This window comes from Simkania negevensis Z, from assembly GCF_000237205.1.
Taxonomy (GTDB): Bacteria; Chlamydiota; Chlamydiia; order Chlamydiales; family Simkaniaceae; genus Simkania; species Simkania negevensis.
Genome location: NC_015713.1, coordinates 1,065,089 through 1,087,180, shown reverse-complemented (window position 1 = coordinate 1,087,180; position 22,092 = coordinate 1,065,089). Strand labels below are relative to the sequence as shown.

19 protein-coding genes are annotated in these 22,092 nt (G+C 41.2%); 8 read left to right on the top strand and 11 right to left on the bottom strand.

Going from position 1 to position 22,092, the window contains the following annotated elements; translation table 11 throughout:
* Positions 1 to 44: 44 nt before the first annotated feature.
* On the top strand, positions 45 to 2,489 hold the full coding sequence (gshA, locus tag SNE_RS05615; protein ID WP_013943394.1) for a glutamate--cysteine ligase: 2,445 nt from the start codon (positions 45 to 47) through the stop codon (positions 2,487 to 2,489).
* A 107-nt stretch (positions 2,490 to 2,596) separates the two neighbouring features.
* Here gshA and SNE_RS05610 read toward each other — a convergent pair whose 3' ends face one another.
* Positions 2,597 to 4,198 carry a peptide ABC transporter substrate-binding protein gene (locus tag SNE_RS05610; RefSeq protein WP_013943393.1) on the bottom strand — a complete coding sequence of 534 codons (1,602 nt, stop codon included), beginning with the start codon at positions 4,196 to 4,198 and terminating at the stop codon, positions 2,597 to 2,599.
* Entirely contained in the window at positions 4,195 to 5,811 is a 1,617-nt protein-coding gene (locus tag SNE_RS05605; RefSeq protein ID WP_013943392.1) for a peptide ABC transporter substrate-binding protein, read from the bottom strand. The genes SNE_RS05610 and SNE_RS05605 overlap by 4 nt, the downstream gene beginning before the upstream one ends.
* 110 nt (positions 5,812 to 5,921) lie before the next feature.
* Between SNE_RS05605 and SNE_RS05600 the strand changes: the two genes are divergently transcribed.
* On the top strand, positions 5,922 to 7,316 hold the full coding sequence (locus SNE_RS05600; RefSeq protein WP_013943391.1) for an MATE family efflux transporter: 1,395 nt from the start codon (positions 5,922 to 5,924) through the stop codon (positions 7,314 to 7,316).
* Between the two features lie 209 nt (positions 7,317 to 7,525).
* On the opposite strand, the gene SNE_RS05595 is transcribed toward SNE_RS05600, so the two are convergent.
* The 3 genes from SNE_RS05595 to SNE_RS05585 all read right to left on the bottom strand — a co-directional run bounded on the left by SNE_RS05595 (position 7,526) and on the right by SNE_RS05585 (position 12,636).
* A complete protein-coding gene (locus tag SNE_RS05595) occupies positions 7,526 to 7,891 on the bottom strand; it encodes an SH2 domain-containing protein (protein ID WP_013943390.1) in 366 nt (121 codons plus the stop codon).
* A 94-nt stretch (positions 7,892 to 7,985) separates the two neighbouring features.
* Positions 7,986 to 11,477 carry a peptide ABC transporter substrate-binding protein gene (locus SNE_RS05590; RefSeq protein WP_013943389.1) on the bottom strand — a complete coding sequence of 1,164 codons (3,492 nt, stop codon included), beginning with the start codon at positions 11,475 to 11,477 and terminating at the stop codon, positions 7,986 to 7,988.
* A 49-nt stretch (positions 11,478 to 11,526) separates the two neighbouring features.
* Complete coding sequence (locus tag SNE_RS05585) at positions 11,527 to 12,636, bottom strand: D-alanine--D-alanine ligase family protein (protein ID WP_013943388.1); 1,110 nt, start codon at positions 12,634 to 12,636, stop codon at positions 11,527 to 11,529.
* 49 nt (positions 12,637 to 12,685) lie between these two features.
* Here SNE_RS05585 and SNE_RS05580 point away from each other — a divergent pair, with 49 nt between their 5' ends.
* The 5 genes from SNE_RS05580 to SNE_RS05560 all read left to right on the top strand — a co-directional run bounded on the left by SNE_RS05580 (position 12,686) and on the right by SNE_RS05560 (position 16,229).
* Positions 12,686 to 13,732: a DUF2786 domain-containing protein gene (locus tag SNE_RS05580; protein ID WP_013943387.1), complete on the top strand. Its 1,047-nt coding sequence runs from the start codon at positions 12,686 to 12,688 to the stop codon at positions 13,730 to 13,732.
* A gap of 301 nt (positions 13,733 to 14,033) precedes the next feature.
* On the top strand, positions 14,034 to 14,519 hold the full coding sequence (locus SNE_RS05575) for a prolipoprotein diacylglyceryl transferase (protein ID WP_013943386.1): 486 nt from the start codon (positions 14,034 to 14,036) through the stop codon (positions 14,517 to 14,519).
* Between the two features lie 64 nt (positions 14,520 to 14,583).
* On the top strand, positions 14,584 to 15,000 hold the full coding sequence (locus SNE_RS05570; protein WP_013943384.1) for a peptide chain release factor family protein: 417 nt from the start codon (positions 14,584 to 14,586) through the stop codon (positions 14,998 to 15,000).
* Positions 14,993 to 15,595 carry a DUF924 family protein gene (locus tag SNE_RS05565; RefSeq protein WP_013943383.1) on the top strand — a complete coding sequence of 201 codons (603 nt, stop codon included), beginning with the start codon at positions 14,993 to 14,995 and terminating at the stop codon, positions 15,593 to 15,595. The genes SNE_RS05570 and SNE_RS05565 overlap by 8 nt, the downstream gene beginning before the upstream one ends.
* A gap of 193 nt (positions 15,596 to 15,788) precedes the next feature.
* Positions 15,789 to 16,229: a PPC domain-containing DNA-binding protein gene (locus tag SNE_RS05560; RefSeq protein ID WP_013943382.1), complete on the top strand. Its 441-nt coding sequence runs from the start codon at positions 15,789 to 15,791 to the stop codon at positions 16,227 to 16,229.
* On the opposite strand, the gene SNE_RS05555 is transcribed toward SNE_RS05560, so the two are convergent.
* From SNE_RS05555 to SNE_RS12735, 6 genes are all read right to left on the bottom strand, one after another.
* The gene (locus SNE_RS05555) at positions 16,198 to 17,382 is read right to left on the bottom strand and encodes an LL-diaminopimelate aminotransferase (protein ID WP_013943381.1); all 1,185 of its coding nucleotides are present in this window, start codon (positions 17,380 to 17,382) and stop codon (positions 16,198 to 16,200) included. The two genes, SNE_RS05560 and SNE_RS05555, sit on opposite strands and share 32 nt — an antisense overlap.
* Positions 17,375 to 18,400: an aspartate-semialdehyde dehydrogenase gene (gene asd, locus SNE_RS05550; RefSeq protein WP_013943380.1), complete on the bottom strand. Its 1,026-nt coding sequence runs from the start codon at positions 18,398 to 18,400 to the stop codon at positions 17,375 to 17,377. The genes SNE_RS05555 and asd overlap by 8 nt, the downstream gene beginning before the upstream one ends.
* Positions 18,393 to 19,280, bottom strand: a complete 888-nt coding sequence (gene dapA, locus SNE_RS05545; protein ID WP_013943379.1) for a 4-hydroxy-tetrahydrodipicolinate synthase — start codon at positions 19,278 to 19,280, stop codon at positions 18,393 to 18,395. The genes asd and dapA overlap by 8 nt, the downstream gene beginning before the upstream one ends.
* The gene (locus SNE_RS05540; RefSeq protein ID WP_013943378.1) at positions 19,208 to 19,921 is read right to left on the bottom strand and encodes a 4-hydroxy-tetrahydrodipicolinate reductase; all 714 of its coding nucleotides are present in this window, start codon (positions 19,919 to 19,921) and stop codon (positions 19,208 to 19,210) included. The genes dapA and SNE_RS05540 overlap by 73 nt, the downstream gene beginning before the upstream one ends.
* A complete protein-coding gene (locus SNE_RS05535) occupies positions 19,921 to 20,403 on the bottom strand; it encodes a peptidylprolyl isomerase (RefSeq protein WP_013943377.1) in 483 nt (160 codons plus the stop codon). Before SNE_RS05535 ends, SNE_RS05540 begins: the two co-directional genes overlap by 1 nt.
* A gap of 213 nt (positions 20,404 to 20,616) precedes the next feature.
* A protein-coding gene (locus tag SNE_RS12735; RefSeq protein WP_408020735.1) for an IS5 family transposase occupies positions 20,617 to 21,377 on the bottom strand; the annotation gives its coding sequence in 2 pieces (ribosomal slippage) (positions 20,617 to 21,038 and positions 21,038 to 21,377; 762 coding nt in all).
* 175 nt (positions 21,378 to 21,552) lie between these two features.
* On the opposite strand from SNE_RS12735, the gene SNE_RS12260 reads away from it, so the two are divergent.
* Entirely contained in the window at positions 21,553 to 22,083 is a 531-nt protein-coding gene (locus SNE_RS12260) for an ester cyclase (RefSeq protein WP_013943376.1), read from the top strand.
* Positions 22,084 to 22,092: the final 9 nt, after the last annotated feature.

The window sequence follows — 22,092 nt, the reverse complement described above, 5'->3', positions numbered from 1 at the left end:
TTTCAAACCAATCTTAACTGAGTAATAAAGAATCACCTATTTTTATGAAACAATTAAACAAACTAAAAAAACACAAAGAACTTTTGTTTGAATTTCAATGCGGATTAGAAAGAGAAACGCTGCGCATTTCTAAAGACGGGAAACTCAGTCAAAAACCCCATCCGATTGCACTTGGTTCTCCCTTAACCCACCCCTACTTCAGTACAGATTTTGGAGAAGCACAACTCGAATGGAACACTCCTCCCCTTTCTTCTTTTGTCAAAGCAAAAAAGTTTCTGCATGACTTGATGGCATACGCAGCCCAAGTCAATTCCAATGAACTTTTCTGGCCTTACTCCATGCCTTGTGAACTCAATGACAATATCCAGATTGCTCGATACGGCAGTTCAAACGCAGCTCGAGAAAAAGAACTTTACCGCAAAGGTCTATGTTACCGTTATGGAAAAAAACTCCAAATGATCTCAAGCCTTCACTTCAACTTCTCTTTTTCACAAAGTTTTTGGGACTTTTTCTACGATTTGAGTGGCTCGAAAAAAAGCATGCAAAGTTTCATCAATGACAGCTACTTTAAAATCATTCGGAATTTTCTCTGTGAAGGATGGCTCCTCACCTATCTTTTTGGTGCTTCACCGGCCATGCATGAAAGTTATATAGACAAAATCCCTCAAGGATTCACAAAAAAAGGGAATACTCTCATCCATCCGGATGCAACATCGATCAGGATGAGTTATCTTGGTTATTACAGTCGGATTCAAGATCAGCTGACAATTTCATTCAAAGACCTTGACTCCTATCTCAAAGATATGAAATTCGCCATTTCTACACCTTGCCCGTTGTACCAAAAGATTGGAACCATGAAAAATGGAGAGCCCCTTCAGATTAACGACCATTTCCTTCAAATTGAAAATGAACATTATGCACGTATTCGCCCAAAAAGGAACCTCCATAAAGGCGAATCTCCCTTGTCCGCCTTGAAAACCCGAGGAGTGGAATATCTAGAAGTGCGCGCCATAGATATCAATCCCTTTGATCCTTTAGGGCTCACAAAAGATCAATTTCTCTTTCTCCACCAATTTCTCCTCTACTGCCTGCTCAAAGAAAGCTCTACGCTCAATGAAGAAATCCGTTGCTCACTGATTGGCAACCAACAAAAAGTTGCTCTCTTAGGAAGACAAAAAGGGCTCCTTTTGCAATGTCATAAACCTATTCCGCTTCAAGAATGGGCAGCTCGAATTTTTAAACACATGGAACCTATTAGCCACTTATTGGGCCCTGCTTACGTGTCTAATCTGAATCAAGAGCAAGCAAAACTCAAGGATGCGAGTCTCACCCCTTCTGCGCAAGTCCTGAAAGCTCTAAAAAACGAAACCCTCGAAGCCTTTGGACTCAAGTGGGCCAAAAAGCATCAAAAAGAATGGAAATCCGTTTCTCCTAACAAGATAAAACGATTGGACCAAACTGTTTTAACCTCTCTTCAAAATAAACAAGCTCTGGAAACAGCTTCAGAAGTTTTGCTTGAAGGGCACGAAACTCTCGAACTCTCGACACAAATCCTCATGAAAGAGGCCCTCAAACACGGAATTGAAGTGGAAGTGTTAGACCCAAGTGACAATTTCATCCGATTGAAAAAGGGAGAGCACATCGAATACGTCAAGCAAGCCACTAAAACAAGTCAAGACACCTACATCGCTTCTCTTCTCATGGAAAATAAGCACCTCACAAAAGTGCTCCTACGTGAACATGGTTTTTCCACTCCAGATAGCCATCTATATCACTCCATCGACGAGGCCTATCAAGACTATCCCCTCTACGAAAAAAAGAAGATCGTGGTGAAGCCTAAATCAACCAATTTTGGCATCGGAATCACCTTCGTTAAAGCCCACGATAAAAAAGGATACCATGACGCGCTTAAGGAAGCCTTTCAGCACGGCTACTCAATCCTTGTAGAAACATTCCATAGCGGAAAAGAGTATCGCTTTCTCGTCATCGATGAAAAAGTTGAAGGAGTGATCTACCGCATTCCAGCGCACGTCATAGGAGATGGAATCCACACAATCAAAGAGCTCGTCCATTTGAAGAATCATGATCCCTCCTACTACCGTCACTCCAGAATTCAACTTAGACTCACCAAAGTCGAAATTGAAAAGCTCCGCTCCCAAAGGCTTACCCCAAACAGTATTCTTCCCAAAAACAAGAAAGTTTTCCTCCGAGAGAATTCAAATGTCTCCACGGGCGGTGATGCAATCGACGTCACAGACGACATCCACCCCAGTTACTTCGATATTGCTACCGCTGCTACTAAAGCAATCGGCGCAAAAATCTGTGGTCTAGACATTCTACTCTCCTTCCCTCATCAAGCTGCCACCCAAAAAAACCATTCGATTATCGAATTGAATTTCAATCCCGTCCTTTACTTCCACGCTTTTCCTAACGAAGGAAAAAAGCGGAATGTTGCCGAGCCCGTCCTCAAACTTCTCGGCTTCAAATAAACAGAAGTTTCTAAACTAAGTTGTTTAGGAAGCGCCATCGATCTGGCAAACCTTTGTGAATTATCGAAGCAAAGGAAAAACGAATGAGCGTAACTTGGAGATACCTGCTATTCTTCGAAGTAGGCCCAGCGGAAGTCGAGCTCTTTCAGGGGCGAGATATAAACACCGTGAAGTTTCGGGTTTTTCATATAGCACACGCGGCTAAAACAAATCGGAATCACCGGCATTTCTTCCATGAGGAAAGTTTCAGCGCGACGAAGGAGCTCTTTGCGCTGACCTACATCCACTTCATTATCGGCAAGGTCTAGCAAGTGGCGGTACTCAGGATGTTCCCAGCTACTCATGTTTGTAGCAATCGATTTGATCCGGAACGTTTCAAGGAGATAAATAGGATCATAAAGCCACGAAACCCATTGCACTTCTCCAACTTGAAAATCTCCTTTAGAGAGCTTTGTAAAATGGACAGGCCACTCTTTTGAGTCGAGTTCCACATCAATTCCAAGAGCATCGTGCCATTGTTGCTGAATCGCTTGATTAAGACGAGAAGAAGCAACTCTTGTTGAAATGCTAATCGTTATCTTGGGAAACTCTTCTTTTTTGATTCCAAGTTCTTTAAGTGCTTGATTGAAATACTCGCGTGCTTTGACTGAATTCCCATCATCAAAATAAGGATCGGCTTGGATATTAAAACCTTCCGCAAGGATTCCCATGGCAGGTCTTTCACCCATTTGCAAAACATGTTCTGCAATTTCATGGCGATTGATGGCATAAGCAAGAGCTTTTCGTAAATTTTTGTTGCTTAAGGGATAAACCTCTGTATTGACAAAGAACCAGAAAAGCCCAAAAGCTTCGCGACTTTGAATCCTCTCTCGGACCGAGTTGTCTTTGAGAATATCTACTGGTATCGTCCCAAGAAGTGGGTCGCCAAACCAGTCAATTTTCCCCTTTTCAAAGAGATAAAATTGAGTCATCGCATCTTCAACAACGAGAATTTTTATTCCAGGTAGAGCAACATCACCCACATTCCAATAGCGCTGGTTTCTTTTGAGCGTGAGGGAATCACCTTTTTTCCACTCATCCATAATAAAGGGGCCGTTGCAAGTAAAATAATCGCCAGCTTTATTCGCCCAGTCACTTTTTTCAAGATCAATCCGCTTATTGATGGGCATAAAAGTTGGGCAAGATGTTAATGCGAGAAAATAGGGGGCAGGATGTTCTAACTCAACGACAAGAGTTTTCTCATCAAGAGCTTTAACTCCAACTAGTCCGACGTCTATTTTCCCTTGAAGACAGGCTTCAACATTTTTTATCGCATAAAAAGTGAATGCTCCTGTTTTAGCAAATGTTGGATTCACAGCTTTTTTCCATGCATACTCAAAATCGTAAGCTGTGACTTTATCTCCATTTGACCAGTTTGCATTGCGTAGGTGGAAAGTGTAGTGGATTTGATCTTCAGAAATTTCATAAGATTCAGCCATTCCAGGAAACAGCTGGCCATTTTCACCCATGCGCATAAGCCCTTCGTAAAGCATGCGAATCACAAAAGCAGAAGGATACTCATTACCAATTCTTGGGTCGAGCGAACGAACGCAACTCGCAATTGCGACATTGACAAATCGCTTATCTGTGGTAGAAGATGATCCTCTTTTTCCGCACCCAGCAACAAAAAAAAGTGCAGCAATCAGCAATGCTCCTAAGCTTTTCTTCATCGAACCCTCCTCATTTGCTCTTCTTCGAGAAAATATGCCTGCGAAAAATCGACGTTAAAAAGCGGTGAGACATAAACATTTTTGAGATGCTCATTTTTCGAAAAGCAAACTGAGCCGAAACAAATCGGAATGATAGGCATTTCTTCTATAAGATAGGCCTCAGCTGTCCCAATGAGCTTTTGAGCTTTTTGAGGATTCGTCTCACATCTAATTTGTTCGATAAGTTTAGCAAACTCAGGGTCCTCCCAGTAGGTCAACACATTTGTTCCTAAAGTGGATCCCATGGTTTCTAATAAATGAATCGGATTTAAAAGAATTCCCTTCCACATCGTACTAGCAATTTGATGTTCACCTTTTAAGACCATATCAAAAAATCGGGGTTTATCCATCGGATCGAGTTTGACCACAATTCCAAGATTTTGCTTCCATTGTTTTTGAATTTCGTGAGCAACACGTGACTGAAGCTGGGTATTTGGATAGCTAAGAACAATTTCAGGCAAATCTCCTAGATCCATACCTAGTTCATTCAGCGCTATTCGCAAATATAATGCCGCCTTTGCTGCATCATTATCTTGAAAGTAAACCTCTTTATCTCCCTCTCGGAGCAAAGGATTTAAAAGCGATTGAGCAGGAGTACCTCCTGCATAAAAAATATAGTCGGCAATCGTTTTACGATTGATTCCATATGCCAATGCTTTGCGAAGGTGTTTGTTATTTAATGGATAAGAGTCCACATTACAAAAATATGCTAAAAGTCCAACGGAAGTTTGGTGCTCAACATGTTGAAGCTTTTCGATCACTTCTGATGAAATGGTAGTGAGAGGTTGGCCCACCCAATCTAATTTATGTTGTTCATAAAGCTGGAGATAATCGTATTCATAAGGTAAAATTTTGATACTGATGTCAGAAATATGAACGTTGTCAGTGTTCCAATAAAATGGATTTCGATCTAATTTCATCTGACTCCCCCTTTTCCATGATCTTAGTCGGAAAGGACCACTAGAAACAAAATTGCCATCGATTCCATTTGCCCAGTCTTTATTCTCCTGAACAACTCTTCTTGGGACGGGTGAAAAGAAAGTTGTCGTCGTCAGTTCTAAAAAATAGGGAGCAGGATGCTCCAACTCAACAACAAGGATACGATCTGTGAGAGCTTTGATGCCCACTTCTTCAATCTTGGCTTTTCCCTCAACGCAACGTGAGACGTTTTTTATAGGATAAAAGACAGAACATCCCGACTGGGCTGAGCTAGGTTCAATAGACCGTTTCCATGCAAATTCAAAATCATGAGCTGTGACAGGATCACCATTCGACCAATGACACGAACGGATATAAAAGGTGTATGTGAGTCGGTCTTCAGAAACTTCATATCTTTCAGCAAGTCCAGGAACGAGCTGTCCTTGTTCGTTCATTCGCATGAGCCCTTCAAAGAGCATTCGAATGACAATATTAGAAGGGCGCGTTAGCCCTAAACGGGGATCCAATGATGTAACATTTTCTTTAAAACCAATTTCAAGTCCGCGTGACGCTTCAAGTAAAGGTTCTTTTTTTCTTCCACATCCGATAATCCCTAGACAGGCTATTATGAGCAGGAGGGGTAGGATTCGCTTCATCTTCGTCTCCAAACGAAATATTTCTCGCGGAAAATTAACAATACTGTTAAGTTTCAAAAATCATCTAGCTTAGCGATGTTAAAAGATTTTGAATTTTACGTGAAGCTCAAATGACGACTTCAGAGAATGTCGAACCTCAAATTAGTCCATTATCCTCCTATCCCCTAGGAAGCTTTAGGGAACTTCTTGCTCTTTCTACCCCCCTAGTCTTTTCCTGCTTATCTGCAAGTCTTCTAGGATTTTGTGACCGACTCTTCCTTTCTCACTATTCTTTAGATGCTTGGAATGCTGCCTCTACGAGTGGCTACATCGCCTTTCTCTACCAGATGATGCTTTCTGTCATTGCCATGATTGCTCAAAGCTTTATTGCACAACATATTGGAGCTAAACGCCCTTCAAATGTCGGCCCCATCGTCTGGCAAATGATTTGGTTTGCATTTCTATCAATGCTCATCACCTATCCCTCCAGCTTTTTTGCCGAAATGTACTTTAGAGGAACAGAAATCGAGGCCCCCGCGCTTGCCTATTTTCGACCAATGGCCCTCTTCAACTTTCTCTTTCCTCTAAATGCTGCACTAAGCGCCTTCTTCATTGGCCGCGGTAAAACCCGGATCATTTTTTACGCGAATATCTCCATTCAGTTCATGAATATCGCTCTCGACTACCTTTTGATCTATGGAGTCGGCTCCATCATCCCCCCGATGGGAACCTTTGGAGCAGCCCTGGCCACAATTATTTCGGAAGCGACTCTATGTCTCATTCTTTTTTCAAAATTTGCTCGCCCAGAATACATTCCTACTTACAACACACACCAACGAAAACTCAATCTCTCGCTTCTCAAAGAAATGCTTAAAGTTGGAATTCCTCGCTCTATCGGCCGAGGCATGGCAATTTCTGCTTGGTCCTTCGCCGCACACCTCCTTGTCATGAAAGGAGGCATCCACCTCCTGGTTTTGACCCTCGGAACTTCTCTTTTTATGATCTTCACCTTCATCAATGAAGGTGTTTGTCAAGCGCTTACCACCGTCGCCTCCCATATTTTCGGCGCAAAAGAAGAACAAGCAATCTCAAGACTGATACGCTCTGCATTTCAAGTCTTAGCCCTCTCGATGCTGCTTCTCAGCGTTCCCTTGATTGTGATGAGAGAACAGGTGATTTCCCTATTCATTTCTGATTCCCTCCCCTATGAGACACTCGAACTGCTCAAAAAAACTTGTATTTTTGCTTGGATTGCCTGTCTCGCCAACGGAATTAACTTCATTGGGGCAAGCTTCATCACAGCTTCCAGAGATACCTTCTTTTATGCTTGTATCATCACCATGAACTGGGTCACAATCTGTGTCCCTGTCTACTTGATTATCGGTCGTTTCGGTGTCTCTCCTGAATACTTTTTCACGATCGACTCGGTCAACACCATCCTCTTTGGGATTATCTACTTTTTTCGCTTCCGGAAAGGAGTCTGGAAGAAAAATCTTCTCAGCCTTCACCATCCAATCGAAGCTTAACAGTACAAACTTTTGTCAATTGAGACAAGGCGAAATTTTGAGGAAGCAAAGGGCACTGAAAAGATGGTTAACGTAGCTATAGAATTTTTTGTTATGGAGCACTAACCTGAACTCTGAGTTTCATTCACTCAGAATTCTGGTTTTCTAATGTAAAAAAAAGCTATCCAAAATGGATAGCTTAAGAAAAAAATTAACTTTTACCTAGTAAATTAAACTAAGGGCTTGCAAACAGATGCAGAGCACTGAAGACAACTAGGAACGAGTAAGTCTAATGTTGGAAAGGATAATCCTTGTCCATTTTTTACAACCCAGTCTCCACGGTCAATTAAAACGCGTACGTTTTTATGTTTAATTGTGCGATCTGAACTTACATAGGAAAGGAAAAAATGGCACTCGTCCATTCCTTCTGAAACAATAAAAGTATAGGGATCATTCCCTTTTAAGAGGGCTGCTGCTTCGCATAGGGAAACATTTCCTCTCCATGAAGCATGGTTCTTTATCGCAACAATTAGCTGCTGCTTCTTGCTTACAAATGGAGTTTTAAACCTTAATCTTGTTCGAGAAAAAGTCAACATTTCAAACCTCCGGCTTAAAGTCCGCATTTTTCTTCTCTATCAATAAGAAACAAAAGGGATCATAAAGAAGGTATTAATTATTTGCAAATCTTTCTTAATTTTGGGTCAAATTGAAAGAGGTTTGAGTAAAATCGTAGTGTCCATCTTGGGAAAACGTTTTGGAATGAATCTCCAAACGTGGATTCTTCGCATAGCAACTCTTATCATAACTCAACGGAATCACAGGCGATTCTTGCAGTAAAATGGCTTCTGCCTCGGCTAAGTATTGAAGCCGGAGCTTAGTGTCTTTTTCCTGATCAGAAAGTCTTAATAACTTTTGAAATTCTCTATTTTCCCAGCGAGAAAAATTAATCCCCTCTTCTCGGTATTTGAAGGCATTCAGTGTGTAAATGGGGTCTTTAAACCAAGAGTGCCACTTGAGCATCCCAACTTGATAGCGACCAGTCGTTATTTGGGAGAAAAAGTTACGCCATTCGTAGCTCTCCGCTCGAGATTTGATCCCTAAAACATCTTCCCACTGCTCTTTAATCGACTCTACTATTTGGTTTCGGACTTGACTTTCATGACTGTAAATGAGGGTGATGACAGGAATATCTTCTTTTTTGATGTTGAGTTCTTCCAAAGCTTGCTTAAAGTAAGCTCTAGCTTGATTTGCATCTTCTTTAATCGTGGAGTCCGACTCAAGATGTTGGGTAATATGACGTGGTAAAATTGTATATGATGGATCGTTTGAGACAAAATAGGATTTGAAGATTTCATTCCGATTGAGGGCCGATGCAAGAGCTCGTCTCAGATTGACATTAGTAAAGGGAAATTGTTCGGTGTTTAAGCAAAGCCAAAATAAGACCCCTGAATCTTGAGAATAAATTTCTTGATTTTTCAAATCATCCCAGTAACGGTCTAGCGGATTAAAAGGAACGCCAACATATTCAACCTCTTGTTTCTTGAACATATCGAGAATGGCCCGATCTTTTGTTTTATTGATCAGAACTTGATCAAAGAAGATTTCTTCATTTCTCCAATAATGGGGATTTCTCTCAAGTTCGTAGTTATACATAGGGCGATTAGCTTTAAGCTTAAAGGGGCCGTTACAAATAAAATGATGATCTTTTTGAGTCGACCAATTGGGATGCATCTTTTCGATATGGTGGTTGATTGGAGAATAAAGGGTATGAGCCGTCAATTCGATAAAATAGGGTGCTTGATACTCAAGATCAACAACAAGGGTGCGATCGTCTACAGCTTTTACACCGACTTCATTTAACGAAACTAAGCCATCTTTTGCATCTTTTGCATTTCGGATCGGTCGGAAAAGAGAAGTAAATGGAGTCGAAAAACTCGGAGAAAGGATCTTTTTCCAAGCATACTCGAAATCGTAAGCAACAAGAGGAGACCCATCAGACCAGAAAGTTTCTCGAAGTTTGAAAGTATAACGCAGTTTGTCATCGGATAAAGTGTAACTTTCTGCGATTGCACATTCCGGAGCTCCATCAAGACCTCGTCTCATCAATCCTTCAAATAAAAGTTTGATAAATACGCTCGACTCAAGATCTCCTCCAATCCGAGGATCAAGACAAACATCATAACTTGTTGCCAAACGGAGAATCTTGAGTTTTTGACGATTCACTGCCCATTTCTCTAGCCCTGCTTGAATTGCAACATCAAATTGCTGAGCTTTTTCTTCTGTTGGAGTCGAGAAGTAATAGCCAAGATAATGCGACCCTTCAAAAGATAAAACACTCGAAACAATTGAGCGGTCATAAATCCCGGCTGCTTTGAGCTCTTCAAAGACAATCGTCCGATAGTCAGGTTCGCTTGCACGCATAACAGCAAACTTTCCCCCATCTGTTTGCTCGATGTCTAGGTCGTAGTCGACTTTTTTCGGAAACTCTTTATCCGCAAGCCCTAGAAAGAGATCAAAGAAAAAACTCAAACAATTGAGAGGGATTGTTGCCTGAGATTCGATTGGGTTCAAAGAATAGAAGAAGTTTTCTAGCAGTTCTTGATTTCGTGCTGAGAGATCTTGAAAAAGCCGTTTGAATTGGGCCAAAAGCTCACCTTGTTTAAGGATCATTCCCCCATTGTAATCGCGTAGATCACCAAGTTGCCGACTTAAAAACGTGACAACTTCTTGACGAGCTAGATAAAGATTCACAGAAAAGTCCATGCGAAGAAAAATCGGTAGTTTTGCAATCTGAAGACGAAATACATTGGCTTCAATCGGATGATCTTTATCGAGATACCGGACATTTTGCACACGGTCGGGGATAAATCGAATCCTGGGATCGACATCGTCTAAGAGCTCTTCTAATGTACGTGAATTCTGGTCTTTAACTCTCAGTAAAACAACTGTGAAAATGAGATCTTCTTGTGAATGCTGGTCAAAGGAAATCATCATTTGGGGAAGATCTTCTTTTCTTTTCAACTCCTGACTCAAAAGGAGGATATTTCGCATGATCTCTTCTTCGTTGCGAACCATAAAGAGAGAAGGAACAAGATGCTCAATCCGTTTACTCAGTTCATTTGTTAAGTGTTCTCGAAGAGTGCTAACTTCCCGAGGAAAAAAGCGAGAGCCATCTTCTTTTTCGAGTTCCACATAGATCGTCACGATCGGGCTCTGCGCAGGCTGAAAACGGTGGAAAGAGCCAGAAACGAGGCGCATGTGAGGAAAAAACTTCTGAACAGAGAGGAGAATATGCTTTTCCTCAAAAAATTCAAATTGGTGAAAGAAATTTAGACCAATCACCATCCCTAAAACTGGTTTTTTCCCAAAAGCAAAACTGAGCTTTGTCTGAATAAATCGAATAATCATATGCCGTTTTTCAGGCAAAGTCCGGAGCTCCCTTTCCAACTTGTTTCGAATTAAATACATCGAAGTGATCATCCGGGTCAGATGAGGAAATGAACGTTGATCTTTGAATTCATCAGAGGTGTAAGCTTGAGCAAACGCAAAACGATGGAGAATCTGGTCGTCAAATTCTTCAGGAAAACGGTGTATGAGGCGAAGTAAGCTTTCTCTCACCAGAAAAGCTTTCCGATCGATAGGTAGGGCTTTGGTCTCTAAAATAGACTTCGCATAGCTTCCGGAAGAAACTGCGCTGAGGATTTCTTTTTGGAGCAATGGTAGATTCATTTTAATCAGGTTCTGTTCTTTAGCAGATTTAACGACAATCTGAGCTTCCCCCACAAAGAACGGCTCTTTTAAATAGTGCTCAAAGTAGAACTGCATGTGATGAAATGATAAAATTGTCGTCTCTGAATGGGGAATAAGCCACCTTTTGATCATTTCTTGAAGAAAAGTCTCAGTCGGTAAAGAGCACAATGGCTTTGAAAAAAATCTCACAGTGACAAGGGATGGAGCAGATTCACACTCGGAATAAGTAAAAATAGGCAACGATTTTTTAAGCCACTCCTCTAGCCCTTTTTGATCCTTAAAAGGCATGGGCTTTGGCAGTAATTGTAAGAGAGTCCGCTTGGTCCTAGCAAGGTGCTCCTTGACTCCTTCATTGCGCTGATAAAAAGAAAAAACAGGGCAAATGTCTAAATCTTCAGGAGAAGAAATCTCAAAAGATTTTGTTGTTTCCACCTTTAACCTATTTAAAATTCAATTCAGATAATTCTATTCTAATAAGGTATTAATTGGAAGCACAGGAAACGATATTCACATCTGTTCTTAAAGCTGCTTTTCGCTTATGTCGCTTAAGCGCAAGTGTTATGAGTCGATCGATTAGCTCAGGATATGGAATGCCACTGATTTCCCATAGTTTGGGATAAAGACTGATTGTGGTAAACCCTGGGATAGTATTGAGCTCATTCAAAAAGATTCTCCCGTCTTTTCTAAGGAAAAAGTCAACTCGCGCCATATCTTCGCATTCGAGAAGATGAAAGGCTTGCACTGCTAGTTTTTGAATATTTTGAACAGTCTCTATCTCCAGTTCAGCTGGAAGTTTGAAATGGGCACCGTTTTCATCCAAATATTTTGCTTCATAGGAGTAAAATTCATGCTGAGGAATGATCTCCCCAGGAAGGGAAACAATGGGATCTAGATTTCCCAAAACAGAGCATTCAATTTCCCGCCCCTGAATAAACTCTTCGAGAATGACTTTTTCATCATATTGAAAGGCTTCTTCAATCGCACCTAAAATTCCTTCTGCTGTATGAACTTTATTGATTCCAACAGATGAGCCACTATTTGCAGGTTTGACAAAGAGTGGTAGCCCTAATTCTTGTATGATCGAAGGAATATTGATAGGGTCATGCAATTTGAGACACAGAAAGGCAGGAATGGGAAGCTTGGCATCGCGCATGAGTTTTTTAGCAATCGCCTTATCCATGCAAAGTGCTGAACCTAACACATCCGACCCAACGCAAGGTAAGTTTGCCAACTTCACGAGGCCTTGAACCGTTCCATCTTCGCCGTATAGCCCATGAAGAGCAGGAAAAATGACGTCAAGAGACTCTCTTAGAACGCAGGGAGAGAAGAACATGTCTTTCGCCTGAATACCTTCAGGAATGAGGTTCCCCTCCTTCCCTTGAAAACTAGGAAGTTTTTCCGTTTTGAAAGGAATGAAAAACTGCTCAAGCGTGAGAAAAAACCAACTTCCATGTTTATCGATCCCAATCGGAACAACATCGTATTTTTCAGGATCCATATTTTGGATGACGCTGCGAGCAGATTGAAGTGAAATTTCGTGCTCGGTCGATTGTCCACCAAAAAGAACGCCTACGCGGATTTTCTTTGCCATATCAAATATTCCTCAGTATTATTCTACCTATTTGAAAGTTTAAGGAAAGATGAATCTCCTCTACTCCGAAACACTCCTTCTTTTTCTCAAAAAAGTGAAAAAGGAAGCAATCTCTATTATCCAAAAAGAAATGGCTTTGAAATGTGGTCAACGCCGATTTTGGGTGGGAAATATGGGTTATCCTCTTCACTTCGTCGTTTTTGATCATCCTAACAAGATGGGATATTTCGATCCTGAAATGTACGAAATCGGTGTGAACAAGTGTTTTATGTTTGAACCTGAAGAAAGCCTAAAAGATCTCTTGCGCCACGAACTCGCTCACTATTTGACCTTTATCACTCATGGCATATCGGTTTCTCCTCATGGAACTGAATTTCACGAAATTTGCACCCTTTATGGATGGAAGGCAGAAGTTGCTAGGGCAACAGTTTCTTCTGATAAACGGCAAAAAAGTTTGCGCATTGCTGAAAAAATTCAGAAGCTTTTTTCTTTAAGCCAAAGTCATCACGTTCACGAAGCTGAGCTGGCGCTTTGTAAAGCCCGCGAGCTCCTTTTGAAATACCATCAAACGCATTTAGCTCAAGATTCAGAAGAGATGGAAATTCACCGCCTGATCAAACAAAAAAGAGCTTCGTCCAAGTTACAAACTATTGCTTCGATTTTGAAACACTTTTTCGTCTATCCTGTTTTTAATCATGGAAAACAGTGTGTCTATTTAGAGATTTTTGGATCACCTGTCAATATCGAGATCGCGACTTATGTCGGTCACTTTTTAGAGAGGGAGTTGGAATCACTATGGAAAAATTCTAACTTAATAGGATTAAGAGCCAAAAATTCATTTTTTCGAGGAATTGCTCATGGTTACGAAAAGAAAATGCAGTCTGCGTATCATGAAGAAACCGCTATCATCTCTCTCGAAAATCAATTAGCCCTTGACGCCGCTAAAGCTTATCCCCACCTTTCCTCTTCTTTTTCAAAATGCTCAATTGATCTAGAAGCCACTCGTTTAGGAAAAGATCGGGGCAGCAAGCTTCAAATCCGACCCGGACTTCAAGGGAGTTCTTCAAAAACTCAGTTCATTGGGTTTAAAGGCTGAGAAAAATCGCATTCTTTTAATAAAACTTTCAATTTTAAAAATGACAGCCTTAGCCCTAAAAAATGTTAAATATGGTCTCATAATTTTCTCTGAAATTGGTTGAGATTGAGGATACTACTATAAAGTGTATAAAAATTACCTGAACAGCTTCTATTCAATTTAAAAATAATAATTTAACGCATGTAACTTAGAGACATATGGTTTCTAGAAAGAATTGTTTTTGCTTGAAAAAAACACTATAAGTGGCTAATATTTGGTGAAATTTTAAACACTTTCAATTTTTTTAACAGGGAAAGGTTCTATGAAAAAGGCAACAGTACTAGCTCTAGCAGCATTTTCACTAGTTGGATATCAAGCTTTCGCTCATGAAGAAGTCGAAGCTGATGAGCCATCAACTACTGTTGAAGTTGAAACTGAAGCTTCAGAGACTTCTGTAAGTTTCAATGGTTTCAAAGTTCTCTTTAGCGAGACTGAAGAAAACGAACAAGCGCTTGCTATGAATGAAGAGACTGAAGAAGAAGCTTCTCTTGCTATGAATGAAGAGCCAGAAGAAGAAACTTCTCTCGCTATGAACGAAGAGCCAGAAGAAGAAACTTCTCTCGCTATGAACGAAGAGCCAGAAGAAGAGACTTCTCTCGCTATGAATGAAGAGCCAGAAGAAGAAACTTCTCTTGCTATGAACGAAGAGCCAGAAGAAGAGACTTCTCTCGCTATGAACGAAGAGCCAGAAGAAGAGACTTCTCTTGCTATGAACGAAGATACAGAAGAAGAAGCTTCTCTTGCTTAATTTTCTTCTTTTTGTTTCTTTAAGGAGCGAATGAAATATTCGCTCCTTTTTTTTTGGTTTAACAATGCCTATACGAAAAGAAAAGCTTGATGCCCTCCATGAAAGAATGGAAGAACTTGGAATTCGAGAAGATGATCTGCTCGAAAAATTCATTCTTGGCTCTGGAAAAGGAGGACAGAAAGTGAATAAAACCGCTTCTTGTGTCTACCTCAAACACATTCCAACTCACATCGAGGTTAAATGTCAGCAAGACCGATCGCGAGAAATGAATCGGTTTCTAGCACGTAGAGAACTCTGTGAACAGATTGCTTCAAAAATCCACCAAGAAAAAACCGCAAAAAAGCAACTTATCGAAAAAATCAAAAGACAGAAAAAAAAGCGCTCGAGAAGAGCAAAAGAAAAAATGCTCAAAGAGAAAAAAAAGCGATCAGAGATCAAATCACATCGCTCTTCCCCAACTCATAAGGAAAATTATGACTAACACAGTCGAAAACATTCATCGTTTTTGGTTTGGTGTCCTCAAAGGTCCCGAAGATATGCCCCACGAAAAAGTGACATTTTGGTTCATGAAAAACGAAAGAACGGATGAGTACATTCGCGAGGCATACCTTACAATTTTGAATGATGCGATCGCAGGTCAATTTGATTTTTGGAAAAATACTCCTCGTGGTTACCTCTGCCTCATCCTAGTTTTGGATCAATTTCCAAGACACATTTACCGCAACAAGCCTACTGCCTTTGCTCAAGATCCCCTTGCATTAAAGCTCGCTTTAGAGGGACTAGAAGAGGGAATCGATCAAAATCTCTACCCTATTGAGCGGTGTTTTTTCTATATGCCCTTGCAGCATAGTGAAGATCTCTCGATTCAGGAAACATCGGTGAAGCTCTACGCAAACCTTGCAGAGGAAGTTCACAAAAGTATCAAACCCTCCTTTCAAGAATTTCATAAATATGCAAAGATGCACTTAGATGTGATTAAGGAGTTTGGTCGCTTTCCTCACCGAAATACCATCTTAGATCGAGAATCGACTCCGGAAGAAGAAGCTTTTTTAAAAATACCAGGTTCTTCTTTTTAAGCTGAGTTCTGGGTTTATTTTGCTTATTCTCTGGAGAGAAAGCGTCTCTTAAAATTTCAGCATTTCTTGCGAAAGAAAGGGCCAAATGCTCCTTTTCGATTCAAGAAGCCTGAGAAGATAGAGAAAAATCCATGAGAATGGGTGAAAATAGACTCAGAACTCAGGTTTTAACCCCAACTTAAGGGCAAAAGCTATGCATTATGCAGATTTTTCTAGGGGATTTGTCCTCAAATTTGACCGAGGAGAAAAGTTTCACCAGACGATGCTTAAATTCTTCGAGCAAAAACGTTTTGCCAGTGGCTTTTATCAAGGAATCGGAGCTCTCATGGACGTCGATATGGGCGCTTTTGACGTCCAAAAAAATGCCTACCACTCTATCCCTCTTCAAGGAGACTATGAACTGATTATGGCAATGGGAAATATTTCTTTGTACGAGGGAAAACCGTTTGCACACACACATGTTTGCTTGAGTGACTCTAAAGGGCAAACTTTTTCTGGCCATCTTTTCGAAGCAACGGTCGCGATCACAGCTGAAATTGTTCTCTTACCTATCGATATTGCGATTCTCAGGAAAGACGACCCAGAATTCCATCTTAAATCGCTTAGCTTACCCCACCACTTTGTAGAACATTAATTGCAGCATCGATTTGCTCTTCATGAGCAAAAGCACTAAGTCGAATGAAACGCTCTCCTGAAGGACCGAATCCATTTCCAGGTGTCACGATGAGATTTTTTTTCTCCAAAAACTCTTGAAAAACATCCCAAGAATCACGCCCTGGAAAGTCAACCCAAAGATAAGGCGCATTCTCTCCTCCATACACAGTATAGCCTAGCTGCTGAAACGCAGTTAAGAGCTTTTGTGCATTCGCTCGATAGATGTCTAAGATCGCTTGAATTTCTCTCCACCCTTCCTCGTCGAGCGTAGCCAGTCCAGCTTGTTGAACGACAAATGACGTTCCATTGTAAATCGTGGTATTGAGACGCATCCAATCTTTCCAAACTGGATACCCCTCATCAAATTCTAATGCTTTTGGAACAACTGTCCACCCTAAACGTACTCCAGAAAAACCAGCCATTTTAGAAAAAGAGCCAACTTCAATGGCAACTTTTTCTGCTTGAGGAATCTCGTAGATACTTTTTGGCAGGGAAGGGTCAGTGATAAAAGAGACATAGGCTACATCAAATAAAATGATCGCGCGATGCTCAAGAGCATAATCGACTAGCTGGGTTAATTGCTCATGGGTATAGGCGCAACCTGTCGGGTTATTCGGGTGACAGACATAAATTAAGTCATGAGGTGAAAGCGCTGACAGGTCGGGGAAAAAGTTATTCTCAGGTAGACAAGGCATGAAGGTCACCATATCAACCCCTTGTAAGATGCTTCCTTCTAGATAAACCGGATATGCTGGATCTTGCACAGCCACTTTTACCTGCCCTCCAAAAAGCATTTGAAGGCGTCCAATGTCGCATTTTGCTCCATCAGAGATAAACACTTCACTCGGATCAATATGGTCTGGATAAAAACGATCACAAATCTTGATGCGAAGGGCATCCAGTCCTTGCTCCTTCCCGTACCCATGATACCCTTCAGAAGTAGCCAGTGAGGCTGCAGCACGTTCCATTTTCCCAGCAATATAAGGGGGAAGAGGTTTAACCGTGTCTCCTATTCCTAAGCTAATGAGGTTTGCAGTTGGGTTTTTCTCTAAAAAGAGATTTTTCCGACGGTGAATTTCAGGAAATAGATAACTTTCAGAAAGCTTTTGAAAAGCCGGACGTCTTTTAACCATGAAGATATCCTTTTTGATGTGCTAGTTCGGCACATAAGATACTGCCCCCAGCAGCGCCCCGAACTAAATTATGGGACAGCGCTGTGAAACGGAGATCGAATACAGCGCAAATACGAAGCCGACCTATGGCAACGCTCATTCCTCCTTCTAGGTCTTTGTCGAGAAGGGGTTGGGGCCGATTGTGATCTTCCATATAGTGCAAAGGTTTTTGAGGAGCAGAAGGAAGAGACAAAGAGGGAAAGCTATGTAACACTTGACAAGCAGTTTCCACATCGACAGGTTTTTCAAACTTAGCTGAAACGCAAGCTAAATGTCCTGAGCAAACTGGAACGCGGTTACAATGAGAAGAAAAGGTTACACCTTGAACTGGTAGAATCGCTTCATTTTCTAATTTTCCTAAAATTTTAAGTGGCTCTTGCTCTGTTTTTTCTTCTTCCCCTGCAATGTAGGGAAGAATATTCCCTTCGAGTTCAAAGCCCCCTCCTGCCCCGCTCGTCGACTGCAACGTTGTGATCACGGCTTCCTTAAGCTGGAATTTTTGATGCAAAGGGAAGAGAGGAAGTAGAAAACTCTGCAAAGTGCAATTTGGCTTCACCACAATGAACCCTTTTTCCCATCCTCGATTTTTCTGTTGCGTGGGAATGAGAGCAAGGTGCTCACCATTGATTTCCGGAATGATCATCGGAATGTCACTCCTGTTGCGATGAATCGATGCATGTGAAAAGACAGCAGAACCTCGTCTCGCAAGATCAAGCTCTAGAGCTTCTCCATCTTCACTACTTAATGCTGAGAAAATAATGGGAAGTGGAGCTGCAGACTTCATGGTTGTTGCCAGAGTCTTTTTGGAAAAACTTTCTCTTTGACGCCCTTTTAGTGCTTCTTCATAAGAGCTTCCTTTCCATTTAGGTGAAGCTGTGAGAGACACAATCTCAAAAATGGGATGGTTTTCAAGCAACTTTACAAAGGTTTGACCAACTGCACCTGTAGCACCCAGAATTCCAACTGAAATCTTACCCATGATGTGTTTTTGTTTGGCTAAGCTTTAATAGCGTTTGTAACCTTTCAATGTTTTCATTTTTTAGAGGAGCTAATGGGAGGCGGCAATGGCCAGCAGCTTTGCCCAAAAGGGCCATCATAGTTTTGATCGGAACAGGATTGGTTTCGCAAAAACAAGCTTGAAAAAAGGGATAGAGTACATGCTGCTGCTCTCGAGCCCTTGCAAAATCTCCTTTGAGCGCAGTCTCGACAAATGACACCATTTCTTGAGGCTTGAGGTTGGAAAGAACTGAAACAACTCCCCGCGCTCCCAAAGCTATGAGAGGAAGGGTTAAGTTATCTTCTCCAGAGAGGAAAATAAAGTCCGTTGGAATATAGTAAAGCATCTCTTGAGCAATTTGAATGCTTCCTGAAGACTCTTTAATTCCAATAATGTTGTTGATCTGTACAAGCCGAAGAAGTGTTGCAAGTTCTATGGAAACGCCTGTACGACTTGGATTATTATAAAGGATGAGAGGAATCTTAGAGCTTCCAGCAATAGCTTTAAAGTGTTGATAGAGACCCTCTTGAGAAGGCTTATTGTAAGCAGGTGTTGCAACGAGAAGAGCATCTGCTCCAAGAGCGGTTGCCATTTCCATCTTGATCAGCGATCTTTTGGTCGCACTCTCCCCAATACTTACAAGAAGAGGGACTTTTCTTTGAATCATTCCAGCTGCAGTTCGAATGAGCATTTCGTACTCATCCATATCTAATGTTGGAGCCTCACCTGTTGTTCCTCCAACAAGAATCCCTGAAACACCATTTTCCAACTGAAAATTGATGTTTTCCTTTAACCCTTCGACATCGAGGGTTTGATTTTTAAATGGGGTGATGAGCGAGGTAATAACTCCTTCGAGTCGCATAACATGTCCTTCATAAAGTCATCAAAACTAAACACACCTTTCTTTCCCTGTAACCACTCAGCAGCTTGGACTGCTCCCCGAGCAAATCCCATCCGCGTTGAGGCTCGATGTGTAAGCTCTATGGTATCATCTCCAGAATTAAAAAGAACCTGGTGTGTTCCGATAATATCCCCTATGCGTAGACTTGTAAAGGGAACCCCTTTTAAAGAGCGAGCAGTTCCTGAGGGTGCATCTTTTTTTTGATTGTGGTGCATTTCAATCCCAGCTACATCAAAATCAAAGGGTTTTGTCAGCTCTTGGGCATAAAAAACAAGCTTTCTAAAGAGATAGACCCCAAAGGAAAAGTTAGGAGCATAAAGAAGCCCAAGGGAAGCTTCTTCAGCCATTTTACAAACTTCATCATATTGAGAATCCCACCCCGTTGTTCCAATGACAATATTTTTTTTTAATGGAGCAATTTTGCGTAAATTCTCCAGAACTGCGTCGGGAGCGGTGAAATCGATACAAATATCGACATCTTCAAGACTTGAGAAGTCATCTCCTTTTGAGGAGACGATCGCACCCACTTCGTGCCCTCTTTCGATGGCAGCTATTTGGGTCGCACCTCCCATTTTTCCAAAGCCGATCAGCCCGATTTTCATTAAGATTTCTTGATAAAGAGTTTGACGATTTTTTGTGGAGTAACAGGCTTGTCTTGCATTGTGGTTTCAACTCCTTCGAGTTTTTTCACAACATCTTCACCTTTGATAACTTTTCCGAAAATGGTGTGTTTTTGATTGAGCCATGGGGTTTCAACTGTTGTGATGAAAAATTGACTTCCGTTCGTGTCTGGTCCACGATTGGCCATGGCAAGCAAATAAGGCTCATCAAAATTCACACTCTTTGAAAATTCATCTTTGAAGTCTTTTCCCCAAATCGATTCCCCACCGGTTCCAGTTCCCGTCGGATCGCCTCCTTGAATCATAAACTCCTTAATGATGCGATGAAAAATGATCCCATCATAGTATTTCTTTTCAGATAGCTTCATGAAGTTTTCACAAGTTTTGGGAGCAACCTCTGGCATAAGTTTGATTTCGATTGTTCCTTGCGTGGTTTCCATAACCATAATGATGTCTTTTGCCATAATAAAACTCCTATTTTAACAAACATCCTAGTCTAGTGCTCCATAACAAAAAATTCCATAGCTAATTTGATCCAGATTTTCGTTGAATTTTTCTCTTCAAAAATCGACTACATTGTCCATGAGACAAGGGGAGATTTTGAAAGATGAAAAGATGCTCGAAAGATCGGCCAAGTAGCGTTAGAAACTTTTGTTAAATTGTACTAGATAGTGTCGTCAAAATAAACCTCCCCAAAGAGCAATACATCTAATTTGCACTGCAGCCATAAATGAGGCTGCATTTTTTGCATATCTTGTAGCAATTCCCCTCCAACGTTTTAGGTGTAGGAGTGTGTTTTCCACCAAGTGTCGAAGTTTATAGAGATCTTTGTCGAAGGGCCAAGGCTCTCGTCGGTTCGATTTTGGTGGAATCACAGGGTTTATACCCTGATGATTAAGTTGTAAAAGGATTGCATCGCTCTCGTATGCTTTATCTGCGAGAAGATGTTCTGCAGAAATACCTTCAATCAAGAAGCTAGCCTGTGTGCTATCATGTTTGGCACCTTCTGTAATAACAATTCTGACTGGCATACCATGCGCATCCACGGCCAAATGCAATTTTGTGTTGAGCCCCCTTTTGTCCGACTCATCTCCTGATTGCCTCCTCTTGCTCCTGCAGCGTGTGGGTGAACCTTAATATGACTCGCATCTATTATGAGCCATTCATAGTCGGGGTCGTCTATCAGACTTTCTAGCAATTTTTCCCAAACCCCTTGATTCCTCCACCGGCAGAATCTTCGATGTGTATTTTTCCAGTTACCATAGTCCGGAGGTAGATCTCTCCAGGGTGCCCCTGTACGCAATATCCAAAATACAGCATTAATGAACGTACGATTATCTTTCGCTGGTGCGCCTACAGATCCTCTTCTCCCAGGGAGTTTTTGTACAAGCTGTTCCCAGAGTGCATCTGATATGTCATGACGTCGATGTGTTTCCATTTTCTTCCTCTTGTTGGATGTTTTTTCCTACAAAAGTACCATATTAAAATAATTTGACGACACTATCTAGAACTTCTCTCCTTTTTTCTTTTACTTACCACCTCTCCATATTTGAGTTTAAAAAAAATATATGAGAAAAGGAAAAAAACAGGAATTAGGATGAGGTCGCCGTCCCATGAGAAGGTTCTTATTACTCTTATTGCTCTTGCCCCTCTTTGCTTTTGCTGAGGAGGCACTAATCTCTCAAATCGTCACACCGCGAGGTGAGACTAACCCTCTAACATACAATAAAGAGATCGTTAGGGATTTTTACAATGCCTTCCAGAAGAATAACCCTGGGGCTTTGGATGAATTGCTGAAAAATAATTATGCAGTTCAAGACTCAACAGTCATTTTCGACTCTACCTATAGCAGATACGATGCCTTTAGCAAAAACATGAAAGTCCGCCTTTCTTCACTCTACAATGCTTTTAGTGACATCGATATCAAGGTCATTGAAATGATGGCAGAAGGAAATAAAGTGATGGCCCGTGTCCAAATAACAGGGCTCCAAACAGGATCTTTTCTTGGTGTTGAAGCGACGAAAAAACCTGTTGTGATCAAGGTGTTTGCCATTTTCACCATTGAAGGAGGAAAAATCTCCCACATCAATGAGGTCTGGAATGAACTTGGGGTGATGAAACAAATCGGTTATATCGTCCTCTAAACTGAGACT